Here is a 16,985-nt window from a genome sequence, read left to right on the forward strand (position 1 = left end):
ACATTTGCAGCGCAAATACTAATGAAAATAAAGAGAAGCTTATGAAGAATTTAAGGTTTGAGGTCGTAAAGGAAGCATTCCAAAAACGACCAATCGCAGTTAATATACCAAAAGAACGCCCAGCAGAGATATTTGGTAAGTATGTTTTTACTCGAAAAAAGATGTACAAGTACTTGCCTAAAGGCACGTTTGAGCAAATGATTGACGTGATGGATAATGGTGCTCGCTTCGATCGTTCCATAGCCGATGTTGTGGCAAAAGGTATGAAACAATGGGCTGAAGAAAATGGTGTAACCCACTACACACACTGGTTTCAACCACTTACAGAAGGTACTGCAGAGAAGCACGATGCCTTTATTGAATTTGATAGTGATGGCGGAATGATAGAAGACTTCTCTGGTAAGCTGCTTGTACAGCAAGAACCAGATGCCAGTTCGTTCCCTTCTGGCGGTATTCGCAATACCTTTGAGGCACGTGGATATTCAGCTTGGGACCCTACAAGTCCTGTCTTTATCATTGATGATACGCTTTGTATTCCCACCATATTTATATCTTATACGGGCGAAGCATTAGACTATAAAGCCCCATTGCTCCGTTCTTTGAAGGCGGTAAATAAGGCAGCAAAGGACGTTTGTCAATATTTCTACCCCGATGTAAAGAAGGTTCAAACCAATTTAGGTTGGGAACAAGAGTACTTTCTTGTAGATTTAGACCTTTATAATGCACGCCCCGACTTGATGTTGACAGGTCGTACATTGATAGGACACGGGTCTGCAAAAAATCAACAGATGGACGATCACTACTTTGGTATCATTCCTGAGCGTGTGCAAAACTATATGAAAGAGCTTGAAATAGAAGCCTTGAAACTTGGAATACCTTGCAAAACCCGTCATAATGAGGTGGCTCCTGGGCAGTTTGAGCTTGCTCCAATCTTCGAGGAATGTAACTTAGCCGTGGATCATAATATGGTTTTGATGTCATTGATGAAACGTATTGCCCACAAACATAGCTTCGAAGTACTCTTACACGAGAAACCTTTTGCTGGCATTAATGGGTCGGGCAAGCATAACAACTGGAGTTTGTCTACCGATACGGGCGTACTTTTGCACAGCAGCGGTAAGGGGCCAAAGGATAACCTTCGGTTTGTTGTCTTCATTGTCGAAACCTTAATGGGTGTTTACAAGCACAATGGACTCTTAAAAGCCTCAGTGATGAGTGCTACCAACGACCATCGTTTGGGTGCAAACGAAGCACCTCCTGCTATTATTTCTTCATTCCTTGGCAAGCAATTGTCCGACCTTCTCAACCATATAGAAAATGCTAACAATGAAGCACTTTTCGATGTAAAGGATAAAAAAGAGTTCAGATTGGACATTGCAGAAATACCCGAACTCTTTATCGATAATACCGATCGCAATCGCACCTCTGCTTTTGCGTTTACGGGAAATCGTTTCGAGCTGCGTGCTGTTGGGTCTGAAGCCAATTGTGCATCGGCTTTAATCGTCTTGAACACTGCCGTGGCAGAAGCACTCACACAATTTAAGCAACGTGTAGATGCACTTGTTGAGCGTGGCGAAGACCTTAATGCCGCCCTTATTGAGGTGTTACGCGAAGACATAAAGACCTGTAAACCAATTCACTTTGAAGGTAATGGCTACAGCAACGAATGGGAAGAAGAAGCATTACGCCGTGGATTGGACTGCGAGCGCAGTACTCCGTTGTGTATTGACAGCTATCTTACTGAAAATTCGGTCAAGATGTTCGAATCGATGAATGTAATGACCAAGAACGAGTTGATAGCCCGTAACGAGGTGAAGTGGGAAACTTACATTAAGAAAGTACAAATTGAAGCGCGTGTAATGGCTGATTTGGCTTTGAACCATATCATTCCTGTTGCTACCATTTATCAAACCAAGTTGGCTAAGAATGTAAAGTCGATGCTCAAAATATTCGGTCGTGAAGAAGGAGAAGTGCTCACTTCGCGCAACTTAAAGATACTTCGTGAGATTGCCGAACGTACCCAACTCATTGAGACAGGTGTAGACGAGCTATATGAAGCTAAAAAGGCTGCAAATGCTATCAAGTGTATTCGTGAGCGCGCCATAGCCTATCACGATACCATTATTCCAAAGATGGAGGAGATACGTTACCATATTGATGAATTGGAAATGAAGGTAAACGACGAAATATGGACACTTCCTAAGTATCGTGAATTGCTCTTCATCAGATAAAACCCCGATGAAATGGGATAGAATTATAGAATAGAATAAAATAAGCCTTCGAAAAGTTGTATCTTAACTTTCGAGGGTTTATTTTTTATATCAATGTTTGAGAATGTTTTTTAACCCAAATCGGTCGTTAGACTTCTTCGAGATTTGCGAGTTTATTTTGAGCTATTTTTGGTTGTTTTTGAAGACGTTTAGTGCGCTAAACAACTGAAAAAACAAACGAAAAGAGCCAAAGCCTTTTCGGCTTTATGCTTTATTTTTGATGTACTATAAATGTGAAGAACAAGGTTTTACTCCTTGTTCTTGTAGATTATTTTGTTTGCTCCACTGGTAAAATTGAGGGCTTCTGGGTGGTCGTTAGCAAAGCTTTCTATATGTCGCACACGTTTTTGTTCGAATATTTCGTCTACTGCTATCAATATCCCCGTCTCTTCTACATCGCCAAACCCATAATTTATGGCAGTTCCGAAAAGCTTCATTGTAGGCGAAAGGTTCATATACGCATTAATCAATGGGGGAATATTAAATCCGAAACTGCGTATTTCTTTGTTCAGAATTTTATAGTCCTCCTTGAATGAACCTCCCGTAAAAAGCGGTTCTAATTCGCTTTCGGGTGTATCCATTTTTAGCGGTTTAATCGGTATTATTAGCTCTTCTTTGTCGCCAAAATACTTTTTCAAGAAGTAGAGTATCATATCTCTGCCCTTGCGAATATACGAAGGATACATTGTAACCTTACCAAAGAAGTATTTGCAATTAGGGTTGAGCACTGTCAGCGCACCAAGTCCGTCCCAAAGGTTGTCCAATGCAAAGATACTTTTTGAGTTGTTGCGCACATTTTGATAATCAAGCGACACGAACGAGCGTCCCAATTCCACCGTATAAGGTGCATACTCCTTCATAAACTTTTCAGAGAAATGGAACATATGACTTGTTGCCAAGATGGGTTGTTGATTATCGTTCAACTTCCATTGGTCGCCAAAGATGTATCGATACCCCCCAATAATTTCCTCTGCTTCAGGGTTCCAAACAATGAGTTGTTTGCAACAATCGGGCATCACATCAAACTCGTCAATATCCTTAGCCTTACCTGTTCCCCCTCCAGCACTTCGGAACGCTACCTCACGGAGACGTCCCACCTCGTCCATAAGATGAGGTGCTTCGTTTGCTGCGAATACATAAATCTTGTTATGACTTTTGTTAGTTTTTCGCAACAATCGTTCTGAGGTAAGCTCGCTTCTTAATAATTCTTTGCTTACAGGCTGGATAATTTCTTCTTCCATTGTTATATCTCGATTTTGATCGCTCCTATTTTTTGAGTCCTAATACCTAATACTCCGATTTTGTCTTGGGTACTTTTATAATTCGTATACCTTGTCTTGTACAAATTTTGCCCATTCCATCGGCTTTTTGCTTTTATCGAATGTTTGCCAAGGGATAGGCTTTCCGAAAGCAATACGGAATGTTTTTCCTACATTTTTGTACATTTCATCGACAAGAAATAGCATTGCGAGGTTCACTTTCTTAACGTATTTGTCGCTAAAGTGAGCTATGCGATAAAAACGTTCCGAGTTTTGCCCGCTAAAGTAGATGGGTATTACGTCGCGCTTATACTCTACACTCTTGGTGATAAATGTTTTTGTCCACGGTAGGTCGTGTATCTCGCCGTTAATCTTACGGCTGTTAAGTCCTGCTGGGAACATTAGGATGTGGCAGTCGCTGCTAAAGCCGGCTTCTACCATTCTTGGGAAATCTTTGCTTTGTTTTCCTGTCTTGTTGATGCCAATGCTTACAGGTTTGAGTCCTGGCAGATTGAGTAGTAAATCGTTTACCAAATACTTGAATTTACCATCGTAATGCTGCCCAATGATTGAGCCGAGAGCCACCCCATCTTGTCCACCGAGAGGGTGATTGGACACGAAGGTGTACAGTTTGCCATCGTTCTTGTCGGGCAAGTTTTCCAATCCGTCAATATGGATTGTCATTTCCAAGTAGCGCACACACTCTGTTAACCATTCTGTGCCCACTTTGTCTCTGCTATCCCACAAGAATTTGTTCACCTCGTCCTCGTGAATAATGCCTTTCAACCAGTTTACAGCGAACTGCGGAACAAACTTTGCTTTGCTCCCCATCTTGCTTGCAAGTATCTTTTCGATGTCTATGGTTTTCTCCATTATACGCTCTTTTCTCTGCTTTATCTAAGATGCAAATTTAACGAAACCTTTTTAATTATTATCCTATTTGAGCGAAAATCTACAAAAAACTTATCTTTGTGTTCGTTAAATCAACAATTTATGTAGCTAATATGCTGAATGTTATGAACGAAGTAGAGGATTTTGATTTTAAACTTGAAGCCGAGATGCGGAACAATAAGCAAAAAGTGTGCCACGGAGGTGTGTTGCTGTGCTGCGAATTAACATTTGAAAAGCCGAAATAGGAGTGTTTTAATCTTCCTTTATTGTGTTCTAAAATGCTGTTTGTCAAGTCTTGCTACCCCAAAGTTCAACTTTGACCTTACAAGACATATATGTTTGGCATTGCCAAAGTTCAACTTTGGCTGTCCCAAAGTTCCACTTTGAGCTTGAAAAACACCTGTGTAAGGCTCGTTTTTTGTTGGTTTTGTCGCTTCAAAAGGTCTATTCTTACGTGTTTTGGCATCATTCTTTTTGCACATATACTTCAATTTTTGTGCTATTAGTTGTATATCAACGACTTGCGTTTGCACACAAATTAAGCCCCTATTTCGGTGTAAATGTGTTGTTGCGTGTAAATCGGCTAAAAACGAACCCTCGATTTAACATTTACGAGCGACTTAACGGAAGAACAGAAACAATAAAACGAAAAATAAGCATTGCTGAATTGCTCGGCTATGAAAGAAAGCGCATTAGCAATCAAACGCAGAAAGCAAGGTTGCTTTTTGTAAATTATTTTCCTGTTTGTCCTAATTTTTCTTATATCCTTCCTTGGATTGGGAGGTGCAAAATATCCGTTAAATAAATAAAAAAAGCCGTTGTTTTGAAAATAATGTGGGGAATGGGGGCGGATTGTGGGGAATTTTGTTTAACTTTGAACCGAGTTTTGAATATATAAGAACACATGCGTTTTTTAGGTAACATAGAAGCCAAGACTGATGCAAAGGGAAGAGCCTTTCTGCCAGCCACTTTTCGTAAGATACTCAATGTATCGGGCGAAGAGTCGCTCATTATGAAGAAAGACGTTTTCCAACCTTGCTTGGTGCTTTATCCTGAGAGCGTGTGGAACGAAATGTTGGACAATCTTCGCAAGCGTCTCAATCGTTGGAACAGCAAAGACCAGATGATTTATCGTCAGTTTGTTTCCGATGTTGAGATGATAAGCCTTGATGGCAATGGTCGTTTTCTTATCCCTAAACGATACCTAAAGTTGGCGAATATAGACCAGCAGATTAAGTTTATCGGTATGGACGATTGCATAGAGATATGGCCTAACAATGGCGAAACAGCATTTCTCGATTTAGACGATTTTAGCCAATCGTTGGAAGCTATTATGGGCAGCCAACAAGGTTTTATGGATAACACACAGAGCGAATAAGCACAATGGTGAAAACCGCAGAAACATATCATATACCCGTTTTGCTCAAAGAGAGCGTTGACGGACTGAATATTAATCCTGATGGGGTGTACGTCGATGTTACCTTTGGTGGCGGCGGACACAGTAGGGAGATACTCTCAAGACTGAGCCCCAAAGGTCATCTGTACAGCTTTGACCAAGATGCAGATGCCGAAGCCAATATCTGCGGGATAGATGCAGAGGAAGGCGAATTGAGCAATTTCACCTTTGTGCGTTCCAACTTCCGCTACTTGAAGAATTGGATGCAATACTACGGAGTGGAAAAGATAGATGGCCTTTTGGGCGACTTGGGCGTGAGCAGTCACCATTTCGATGACGAGCAACGTGGATTTTCTTTCCGTTTCGATGCGCCCTTGGATATGCGAATGAACAAGCGAGCAGGCAAGACAGCTGCCGAAATTCTGCAAGAATACGATGAGGAAAGTTTGGCTAATCTGTTTTATATCTATGGCGAGCTCAAGAACTCGCGCAAGATAGCTGCAACGATAGTAAGCAGTAGAAAGCAAAAGCCTGTACTTACTACAAAGGATTTTCAAGCTGTGGTAGAACCCTTGTTTAAGCGCGAACGTGAGAAGAAGGAAATGGCGAAGCTCTTTCAAGCCTTGCGCATTGAGGTAAACCACGAAATGGACGCACTTAAAGAAATGCTCTTAGGGGCAAGCGAGCTGTTGGCAGAAGGTGGGCGACTCTCTGTTATCACCTATCACTCGTTGGAAGACCGCATTGTAAAGAACATAATGAAGACGGGCAATATAGAAGGAAAGATAAATCAAGACTTCTTTGGACGAATAGAAACGCCCTTTAAACTTGTTAATAACAAAGTAATAGTGCCCGATGCTAACGAACAAGAACAAAACCCACGAAGTCGCAGTGCAAAACTAAGAATAGCTGAAAAGAAATAAATGAACGAAAAGAAACCTATCATTGATACCGAACAAGAGGTTGTGGCAAAACCTATTATCTCGGTTCGTGCAGCCGCTGAAGTAGATAACGAAGAGGCTGCACCACAGGCGGTTTCTGCCCGTTCGGAAGTGGTGGGGGACAAAGATATTCCTTTGGAGGTGGAAGGGCAGATAGATGAAGCTCCGAAAATTATAAGGGAAAAACCAACAAAAGCACACAATGCAGAGGCGACAAAGGCAGAAGAAAAAGCTAAAAAAGAAGCTGCTGAACGTGCAAGGATAGAAGAGGAAGAGGCAGTTTTGAAAGCTGCTATTGCCGAACAGGCTCGCGAAGACGAGAAGCCAGCTTCTAATAAACTTACACTGAGTAAGATTTTGGGTGGAGATATTCTATCAACTCGACTTTTAAGAAACAACGTGCGGTTGATGATGCTCGTAGTGCTATTCCTTATTATATATATATCCAATAGATATAGCGTGCAGAAAGACTTGATAGAGATTGACCGTCTGAACTCAGAATTATCTGATACGAAGTATAGAGCTTTGTCGAGCAGTAGCCAACTCACCGAGAAATCGCGTGAGAGCCACGTATTAGAAATTCTTAAAACCAATAAAGATAGTGTGTTGAAAATGGCTTTGCGCCCACCATTTATAATAAACGTTCCTAACCCATAACAAGATGAGTAAGAAGTTTGATACGAATAAAATTTTACCAAGATTTACTGCTATTGCCATCGTAATGGGATTGTTTGCTATTGCCATTGTGGTAAAGGCAGGGTACATAATGGTGGCAGAAAAAAGCTATTGGGAGGAAGTGGCATCGCAACAAAAGAACGATAGTTTGCCCATTCTGCCTACTCGTGGCAACATTCTTAGTGCTGATGGTGAATTGATGGCAAGTTCGTTGCCCGAATTTAAGATATATCTCGACTTCTATGCAATGAAGGAAGGCAAGAAAGATACTGCCTTTGTTGACAGCATTGATTATATCTGTAAAGGACTGAACGAGATATTTCCAGAGAAGTCGGCTGCTGATTTCAAAACCGATTTGATGAAGGCTTTTGACGAAAAGCGTCGACACTTCCCTATATGGAAACACCGCATCGACTACAATACATTTAAAGAGGTGCAGAAACTACCTGTCTTTAAATTGTCAAAGTACACAAGCGGATTTCACTGGGAGGAGTTTAATGCGCGCCGTCGACCATTCGGCTCATTGGCACAACGCACGGTGGGCGACCTTTATGGTGCTAAAGACTCGGCACGCTGTGGCTTGGAATTGTCGTACGACTCTATTCTGCGTGGTACGAATGGTATTCAAAATCGCCGAAAGGTGCGCAACAAGTTTCTTAGCATTACCGATACGCCTCCAATAGATGGTGCAGACATCATTACAACCATTGATGTGGGCATACAAGACTTGGCTGAACGTGCTCTGCTTGATGAATTAAAAGAAATCGGTGGCAATATAGGTGTGGCTATCGTAATGGAAGTGGCAACGGGCGATATAAAAGCTATTGTCAACTTAGACCGCTGCGAAGATGGCGAATATCGTGAGATTAAAAACCATGCTGTGAGCGATTTGCTTGAGCCAGGGTCGGTGTTTAAGACGGCTTCAATGATGGTAGCAATGGACGATGGTGTGGTAGACACGATGTATTCGGTCAATACTGGAGGTGGCGTTTGGAATATGTATGGACGTGACATGAAGGACCACAACTGGCGAAAGGGTGGCTACGGCACACTCACCTTGCCTTGGTGTTTGAAGTATAGTTCTAATATTGGTATCAGTAGAATTATTGATATGAACTATCACAAGCGTCCTGAAGACTTTGTAAAAGGTATCTATCGTTTGGGATTGGCTGACGATTTGAAAATTCCTATTGTAGGTTATTCGCCTGCTAAGATACGTATGCCAAAGAAAAACAAGCACAATCAGTATGTAAACTGGAGTGCTACGGCATTGCCTTGGATGAGTATTGGCTACGAAACACAGGTGCCTCCTATCTCAACGCTGACTTTCTATAACGCTATTGCTAACAAAGGAAAGATGATGTTGCCACGTTTTGTGAAGCAGATTGTGAAGGACGGACAAGTGATAGCCGATATTCCACCTGTAGTGGGTCGAGAGCGCATAGCCAAAGAGACAACCATTACACAGATGACACGTATCCTTTCAGAGGTAGTATCTGAAGGTTTGGGAAAGAGAGCAGGGTCGGATAAGTTCTCTGTTGCGGGCAAAACGGGTACAGCACAGATGTCGAAAGGTGCGTCAGGATATAAGTCTGGCGTGGTCGACTATCTATTGAGCTTTGCTGGTTTCTTCCCCGTTGAGAACCCGAGATATAGTTGTATTGTGTGTATTCAGAAGACGGGTTTGCCTGCTTCGGGTGGTGGTATGAGTGGTTTAGTGTTCCATCACATCGCTGAAGGTATTATGGCACAAAGCTTGAAGTTGAGTGTTACCGATGCCAAAGACTCTGTGTCGATGCTTACACCTACAGCAAAGAATGGCAATCTGTTGGCTACCGACTACGTTTTAAGTTCGTTAGGCTTTGCAGTAAATGGTGGATGGAATGGTGCTTATCCATTTGGCAACCCTGTTTGGGGAACAGTTTCTGAATCAAGGAACGCTATTTCGTTAAACAAAGCAAAACCAACAAGTGCAAGGGTTGTACCCGATGTGCACGGAATGGGGGCGCGTGATGCCGTTTACTTGATGGAGAGTAGGGGAATAAAGGTAATAATGACAGGTCGTGGCAAGGTGCTTCGCCAGTCGTTAGCCCCGGGCGACAAAATAAAGAAAGGTATGATTTGCAATCTGACATTCGGATAAGCAGATAGAAAACATTAATAGAATATAATTAGTAGCAAGATATGAAATTAAACGAATTACTTGTAAATGTAAAACCTACAAAGGTTGTTGGTGATGCTGAAATTGAAATTCAGGGCATCAATATTGATAGCCGTAAGATAGAAAAGGGTCATCTGTTTGTAGCAATGAAAGGAACGCAAACCGATGGACATCAATACATTGACAAGGCAATAGCGTTAGGGGCAAGTGCTATTCTCTTAGAGGATATGCCCGAAAATGCCAATGCAGAGGGTGTTACCTATGTGCAAGTAGCATCTACAGAAGTGAGTGTGGGCAAGGTAGCCACAACCTTTTATGGCGACCCATCACACAAGTTGAAGCTCGTAGGTGTAACTGGAACGAATGGTAAAACCACTGTTGCTACCTTATTGTACAACATGTTTCGTGCAATGGGTCACAAGGTGGGCTTGCTTTCTACGGTCTGCAACTACATCAACGATGAAGTTGTGCCTGCAAGTCATACTACTCCCGACCCTATAGAATTGAACAAACTCTTGGCACGTATGGTAACTGAAGGGTGCGAATATGCCTTTATGGAATGTTCAAGCCACGCTATTCACCAACGCAGAATAGGCGGATTGAAGTTTACGGGTGGACTTTTCACCAACCTTACTCGCGACCACTTGGACTACCATAAGACATTCGAGAACTATCGTGATGCTAAGAAAATGTTCTTTGACGACTTAGATAAGGATGCATTTGCGATAACCAATGCAGACGACAAGAATGGTATGATAATGGTGCAAAACTGCAAAGCCAACATCAAAACCTACTCTACTAAGCGTATGGCAGACTATCGTGCACGCATCTTAGAAAGCCATTTCGAGGGTATGTACTTGGAAGTTGACGGCAGAGAAGTGGGTGTTCAGTTTATTGGAAAGTTCAATGTTAGCAACCTTTTGGCAGTCTATGGCACAGCATTGATGCTGGGTAAGAATGCCGAAGAGGTATTAGTGGCACTCAGTACATTGAAAACTGTGAACGGAAGACTTGACCCAATATCGTCGCCCGATGGTTACACAGCCATCATCGATTATGCTCACACCCCCGACGCATTAGCGAATGTGCTCAATGCCATACACGATGTGTTAGACGGAAAGACAGGTCGTGTGTTCACAGTATGTGGTGCAGGTGGCAACAGAGACAAGGGTAAACGCCCATTAATGGCAGTTGAGGCTGTTAAACAGAGCGATAAGGTAATCCTAACAAGTGATAACCCACGCAATGAAGACCCACAAGCAATTATCAACGATATGTTAGCAGGGTTGGACAATACACAAAAGAAGAAAGTACTCTCTATCACCGACCGCAAAGAGGCTATCCGAACAGCGTGTATGATGGCTGAGAAAGGCGATGTAATCCTCATTGCTGGCAAGGGACACGAGACCTATCAAGAGATAAACGGAGTGAAGCATCACTTTGACGACCACGAGGTTGTAAAAGAAATCTTTGGTGTCGAATAAGCTGCGAGGTCTATTTCTACACCTCGAAATGTAGGCTTCTTCACCTCGATATGTAAGTCTCTTCACTTTCATATATAGATTTCTTCACCTCATATATAGACGATTTAAACGAAAAGCTATGTTATATTACATCTTCCGCTGGCTCGATGAGTTTGGAATAAGCGGTTCTCACCTTTGGGGATATATAAGTTTCCGTGCCATCTTAGCAATGATTTTGGCATTGAGTATTTCTGCTTGGTTTGGCGAGAAGTTTATTAAGTACCTCAAAAAGAAGCAGATTACAGAAGTGCAACGTGATGCGAGCGTCGACCCGTTTGGTGTTCAGAAGATTGGTGTACCCTCAATGGGCGGCATCATCATTATCGTTGCGCTGCTTGTTCCTGTGCTTTTGTTAGGTCGATTGCGCAACATTTACTTAATATTGATGATTATTACTACCGTATGGTTGGGCTTCTTAGGCGGTATGGACGACTTTATTAAAATCTTCCGCCATAACAAAGAGGGCTTGAAAGGTAAGTATAAGATAATCGGACAATTCACCATCGGACTCATCGTCGGTTTGGTTTTGTGGATGTCGCCAGATGTTAAAGCCAATCTTAATACAGAAGTTGGAGAACAACAGAGTAAAGAGATGGTTGTACAACATAATGAGAAGGCTGAAAAGACCCTCAAAACAACCATTCCATTCATCAAAAATCACAATCTTGACTATTCAGAGATAATGGCATTTTGTGGCGAACATAAGACAGCTGCAGGTTGGATTTTGTTTGTTATAATGACCATCTTTGTTGTTACAGCCGTATCGAATGGAGCCAATCTCAACGATGGAATGGACGGTATGGCAGCAGGCAATTCCGCCATTATTGGCGTGGCTTTGGGTATCTTAGCTTATGTGAGTAGTCACATAGAATACGCTGCTTACCTCAATATTATGTATATCCCAGGGTCAGAAGAGTTAGTGGTGTTTTTTATGGCATTCATCGGAGCGTTGGTAGGCTTCCTTTGGTACAACGCTTACCCTGCTCAAGTATTTATGGGCGACACAGGTAGCTTGACCATTGGTGGTATCATTGCCGTGGGCGCAATCATCATTCACAAAGAATTGCTTTTACCTATTCTTTGCGGAATATTCTTTGTGGAAAGTCTGAGCGTGATGTTGCAAGTTTACTATTTCAAACTTGGTAAGCGCAAAGGTGTGAAGCGGCGCATCTTTAAGCGAACCCCTATTCACGACAACTTCCGCACACAGGACAGTCAGTTAGATCCCGAATGTAAATATCTTATCACTAAGCCACACACGGCAGTGCACGAAAGCAAGATAACCATCCGTTTCTGGATTATCAGTATCATACTTGCCGCACTCACAATCATCACGCTCAAGATAAGATAATCCCGACAAATAAAAGATAAGAAAAACAAAATAGCGTTGTGGAAGGCGACAAAAAGCCGACAAAATTCCCAACCTCAAGATAAAAAGACGATAGCGATATGAAACGAATTGTAGTATTAGGAGCTGGCGAAAGCGGAGCTGGAGCAGCAGTATTGGCAAAGACTAAAGGTTTTGAAGTCTTTGTTTCGGATATGTCGAATATCAAAGACAAATACAAGACATTGCTCAACAACCACGGAATAGAGTGGGAAGAAGGTCAGCACACCGAAGAAAAGATACTCAATGCCGATGAAGTAATCAAGAGCCCTGGTATTCCAAAGGAAGCACCAATGGTAAAAAAGCTCATAGAACAAGGTACACACATCATCAGCGAAATAGAATTTGCTGGTCGCTACACCAATTCTAAGATGGTTTGCATTACAGGCAGCAATGGCAAAACCACCACAACAAGCCTTATCTACCACATCTTTAAAAATGCGGGCTACGATGTAGGTTTGGCAGGAAACATAGGCAAGAGCCTTGCTTTACAGATAGCAGAAGAACCACACGAATACTACGTGATAGAGTTGAGCAGTTTCCAATTGGACGATATGTACGATTTCCGTGCCAATATTGCTATCTTGCTCAACATTACCCCCGACCATTTGGATCGCTACGACTACCAGTTTGAGAAATATGCCGATAGCAAAATGCGCATCATTCAGAACCAAACCAAGGACGACAGTTTCATTTATTGGAACGACGACCCTGTTATTCAGAAAGAATTGGAGAAGTTTGATGTCAAAGCGGTGCAATACCCATTCTCCGAACTCAAAGAGAGAGGCAGCATAGGTTATATAGAAGAAGGTCAATACACCTTAGAACAGCCCACACCATTCAATATGGAGCAAGAAGACCTATCACTCACAGGTAAACACAACATTTACAATTCGCTTGCGGCAGGTTTGGCTTCAAACATCAGCGGTATTAAGAGTGAAGTGATACGAAAGTGCCTTGGCAACTTCCCTGGGGTAGAACATCGCCTTGAAAAAGTATGTAAGGTGAAGGGCGTGCAATACATCAACGACTCAAAAGCCACAAATGTAGATGCGTGCTGGTATGCTTTGGAAAGTATGCGTACACCTACAATTCTCATTATTGGCGGAAAAGACAAGGGCAACGATTATGATGCTATCAAAGACCTTGTAAAAGAGAAGTGTGTAGGCTTGGTTTACTTAGGTGCTGACAATCAAAAGTTGCACGACAATTTCGATGTCTTAGGTATTCCTGTGCGCGACACCCACTCTATGAAAGAATGTGTTAAGGCTTGCTACGAAATGGCTAAACCAGGCGACACCGTATTGTTGAGCCCTTGCTGTGCCAGCTTCGACCTCTTCAAGAATATGGAAGACCGTGGCGAGCAGTTCAAGACCTTGGCACGTGCCCTTTAAATAAGTGCAGCTATCAAATAATAGTAATCATACGATACAAGCAGAGTAGAACGTTGTAGGCGTTCACTCTGTTTACATTAAACCCAAATCGGTCGTTAGAATGCGAATGTATTTTACGATTATTTTGAGATTTATTTTGCATATATCAAAGGAGCATAGCGGGCTATGTGACTGCAGATATAGGTAAAATAAAGCCAAAATAAGACAAAAGACATCTCATAAGTTTCAAAAATAATAAAGTAAGCACCTAAACTGGTCTAATGACCGATTGGGGTTAAAAATAATATATCAATTCAAAACGCAGTAACACTCGGAGCAATAGAAAATGAACAATAAGTCCCTGAACAACATCTTCAAAGGCGACAAAGTGATATGGATGATATTCTTCCTCCTTTGTATGATAAGTATCGTTGAGGTATATTCAGCCTCAAGTTCCTTGTCGTATAAAAGTGGAGTGTATTGGAGTCCGCTTCTCAAACATTTGGCCACACTTATTATAGGGTGGTTTATGTTGGTTGTGGTGATGAATATCAAGGTGCGATTTTTCAAACTCGCCACCCCCTTCCTTATCATGATTTCGTTGCTTATGCTTGCCTTGCTGCCCTTTATAGGTGGCGAAACGAATGGTGCAAGCCGATGGATGTCGGTAGGTGGACTACAGTTTCAGCCGTCCGAGTTGGGCAAAGCCACCCTCATTCTATGTATTGCACAGATACTTAGTGCAATGCAAACCAAGAACGGAGCAGACAAAAAAGCCTTCAAATACATATTAGGCGTGTCGGCAATCTTTATCACCCCCATCGTTTTTGAAAACCTTTCCACGGCAATGCTCATCTCTGCCACGGTTGTTTTTATGATGTATGTGGGCTTAGTGCCTTTAAAACAGATAGGCAAACTTTTAGGTGTGGTTGCCACCCTGTTGGTCATCGCACTTTCAATGGTACTTCTTGTAGGTAAAGAAGAGCAAACAACATCGTCTAAGCAAAACCTTACCGAGCAATCGATAAGGATAGAAAACCAGCCCGAAGAGGAAAAAAGCGCAGCCGAAAAGATATTCCACCGTGCCGATACGTGGAAGGCACGTATCCTAAAGTTTGTCAACAACGAGAAAGTTGCCCCAAAGGATTACGACTTAGACAAGGACGGACAAGTGGGCCACGCCAATATTGCCATTGCATCGTCTAACGTAATAGGCAAAGGACCTGGCAATTCTACCGAGCGCGACTTCCTTTCGCAAGCCTTTTCCGACTTCATCTATGCCATTATCATTGAAGAAATGGGTATCCTTGGTGCCTTCTTTGTTGCCTCGCTTTACATAGTGCTCTTGTTTAGAGTAGCACGAATAGCCAACCGCTGCGAAAATTCGTTCCCTGCGTTCTTGGCTATGGGCATAGGCTTCTTGTTGGTAACGCAAGCCCTGTTCAATATGGCTGTGGCTGTGGGCTTAGCTCCTGTAACGGGACAGCCCCTTCCGCTCATTAGTAAGGGAGGTACGTCCACTATTATCAATTGTGTTTATATTGGCGCATTGTTGAGCATTAGTCGCTTTGCCAAGCGTCGTGAAAGCGAATTGGTTACAGCCGACAAAGAGGAAGAATAGAACAAATTTAAAGGGAAGTGTAATGCTTTGATAGTCAAGGGAATACAAAAAGCCTTGCCAAAGTTCAACTTTGACCACCCCAAACATATATGTTTTGCCTCTTCAAAGATGAACTTTGACTCGCTCAAAGTTTAGCTTTCACAACCTTAAAGATGGGTGTTCTGAAATAGGACAATTCGGAATGAGGGAAAAAGATGTCGACAAAAGAATTTTAGAAAGTTAAGTTCAGATAATTTTGAACCATATATTTTAAAAGTGGAATATAATTCCGCAAAGACAAAAAAAATGATTAACTTTGTCAGTTAAAGACAACAATACAATGGACGAAGAGTTAAGAATTATCATCAGCGGTGGTGGCACTGGCGGGCATATCTTCCCAGCAGTGTCGATTGCCAATGCCATAAAAGCTAAATACCCATCAGCCAAAATCCTTTTTGTAGGTGCTGAAGGTAGAATGGAAATGCAACGTGTACCTGCTGCAGGTTACGAAATAAAGGGTCTGCCTATAAAGGGTTTCAACCGTGCAAACAAGCTGAAAAACATCAGTGTACTTCTCAAACTATGGAAGAGTTTGCGCCTTGCACGCCGCATTATAAAAGACTTCAAGCCACAGGCTGCCGTGGGGGTAGGCGGATATGCAAGTGGGGCAACGCTCTACGAATGTTCTAAGATGGGCATACCTTGCTTGTTGCAAGAGCAGAACTCATACGCTGGTGTTACCAACAAGCTCTTGTCTAAGCGTGCAAAGAAGATTTGTGTAGCCTACGAAGGTATGGAACGTTTCTTCCCTGCCGATAAAATTATCCTTACGGGCAACCCTGTACGCCAGAATGTATTGGAAACCCAACTCAGCGTTGAAGAGGCGCGCAAGAGTTTTTCGCTCAATGCAGCCAAAAAGACCATTCTCCTTGTTGGGGGAAGTCTTGGTGCTCGCACCATCAATCGTGCCGTGTTAGACCATCTCGACCTCATTGCAGCGTCAAACGATGTACAATTTATTTGGCAAACAGGTAAGTTCTATCATCAAAGTATTCTTGACGAACTGAAAGGAAAGGAACTCGCTAACCTTAAAGTGATGGACTTTATCAGCGATATGGGCGCAGCTTATAAGGCAGCCGACTTGGTTATCAGTCGTGCAGGTGCAAGTTCTATTAGCGAATTTCAGCTGATTGGCAAGCCTGTTATCCTTGTTCCAAGTCCTAATGTGGCTGAAGACCACCAGACAAAGAATGCTATGGCATTGGTAAACAAAGATGCAGCCCTCTATGTGAAAGATGCCGAAGCACCTGAAAAGTTGCTTGCTTTAGCTATCAAAACGGTGGCTGACAACGCAAAGCTCAACACACTGAGCGAGAATGTTAAGAAAATGGGACTTCACAATTCGGCTGACGTCATAGCTGAAGAGGTGATGAAACTCGTTAAAGAAAAGAAGTAAAAAGCAAAAGGGTGGGGCAGAATTTAGGTTCTTAACCCATCATAAACAAAAGA

Annotated in this window: 12 protein-coding genes; 10 read left to right on the forward strand and 2 right to left on the reverse strand. The window is 42.4% G+C overall.

What is annotated here, in order from left to right:
• The first annotated feature begins 41 nt into the window (after positions 1-41).
• Positions 42-2,231, forward strand: coding sequence for a glutamine synthetase III family protein (locus CZ367_RS06510; RefSeq protein ID WP_077196126.1), 2,190 nt, complete (start codon positions 42-44; stop codon positions 2,229-2,231).
• 287 nt (positions 2,232-2,518) lie between these two features.
• Here the strand turns inward: CZ367_RS06510 and CZ367_RS06515 are convergent, their stop codons facing one another.
• A complete protein-coding gene (locus CZ367_RS06515) occupies positions 2,519-3,511 on the reverse strand; it encodes a glycine N(alpha)-acyltransferase GlsB (protein WP_077196127.1) in 993 nt (330 codons plus the stop codon).
• A gap of 75 nt (positions 3,512-3,586) precedes the next feature.
• The gene (locus tag CZ367_RS06520; protein WP_077196128.1) at positions 3,587-4,402 is read right to left on the reverse strand and encodes a lyso-glycine lipid O-acyltransferase GlsA; all 816 of its coding nucleotides are present in this window, start codon (positions 4,400-4,402) and stop codon (positions 3,587-3,589) included.
• A gap of 922 nt (positions 4,403-5,324) precedes the next feature.
• On the opposite strand from CZ367_RS06520, the gene mraZ reads away from it, so the two are divergent.
• The 9 genes from mraZ (at position 5,325) to murG (ending at position 16,932) form a co-directional block, all read left to right on the forward strand.
• A complete protein-coding gene (gene mraZ / locus CZ367_RS06530) occupies positions 5,325-5,798 on the forward strand; it encodes a division/cell wall cluster transcriptional repressor MraZ (RefSeq protein ID WP_077196130.1) in 474 nt (157 codons plus the stop codon).
• Between the two features lie 5 nt (positions 5,799-5,803).
• On the forward strand, positions 5,804-6,739 hold the full coding sequence (gene rsmH, locus CZ367_RS06535) for a 16S rRNA (cytosine(1402)-N(4))-methyltransferase RsmH (protein WP_077196131.1): 936 nt from the start codon (positions 5,804-5,806) through the stop codon (positions 6,737-6,739).
• On the forward strand, positions 6,740-7,414 hold the full coding sequence (locus CZ367_RS06540) for an FtsL-like putative cell division protein (protein ID WP_077196132.1): 675 nt from the start codon (positions 6,740-6,742) through the stop codon (positions 7,412-7,414). It begins immediately after the preceding gene.
• A gap of 4 nt (positions 7,415-7,418) precedes the next feature.
• Complete coding sequence (locus CZ367_RS06545) at positions 7,419-9,575, forward strand: penicillin-binding protein (protein ID WP_077196133.1); 2,157 nt, start codon at positions 7,419-7,421, stop codon at positions 9,573-9,575.
• 41 nt (positions 9,576-9,616) lie between these two features.
• The gene (locus CZ367_RS06550; protein ID WP_077196134.1) at positions 9,617-11,077 is read left to right on the forward strand and encodes a UDP-N-acetylmuramoyl-L-alanyl-D-glutamate--2,6-diaminopimelate ligase; all 1,461 of its coding nucleotides are present in this window, start codon (positions 9,617-9,619) and stop codon (positions 11,075-11,077) included.
• A 118-nt stretch (positions 11,078-11,195) separates the two neighbouring features.
• Entirely contained in the window at positions 11,196-12,467 is a 1,272-nt protein-coding gene (locus CZ367_RS06555) for a phospho-N-acetylmuramoyl-pentapeptide-transferase (RefSeq protein ID WP_077196135.1), read from the forward strand.
• Between the two features lie 98 nt (positions 12,468-12,565).
• A complete protein-coding gene (gene murD / locus CZ367_RS06560; RefSeq protein WP_077196136.1) occupies positions 12,566-13,897 on the forward strand; it encodes a UDP-N-acetylmuramoyl-L-alanine--D-glutamate ligase in 1,332 nt (443 codons plus the stop codon).
• Positions 13,898-14,222: 325 nt separating this feature from the next.
• Positions 14,223-15,497: an FtsW/RodA/SpoVE family cell cycle protein gene (locus CZ367_RS06565; protein WP_077196137.1), complete on the forward strand. Its 1,275-nt coding sequence runs from the start codon at positions 14,223-14,225 to the stop codon at positions 15,495-15,497.
• Between the two features lie 319 nt (positions 15,498-15,816).
• Entirely contained in the window at positions 15,817-16,932 is a 1,116-nt protein-coding gene (murG, locus tag CZ367_RS06570; protein ID WP_077196138.1) for an undecaprenyldiphospho-muramoylpentapeptide beta-N-acetylglucosaminyltransferase, read from the forward strand.
• The last annotated feature ends 53 nt before the right edge of the window (positions 16,933-16,985 follow it).

Source organism: Prevotella ihumii, from assembly GCF_900155655.1.
Classification (GTDB): Bacteria; Bacteroidota; Bacteroidia; order Bacteroidales; family Bacteroidaceae; genus Prevotella; species Prevotella ihumii.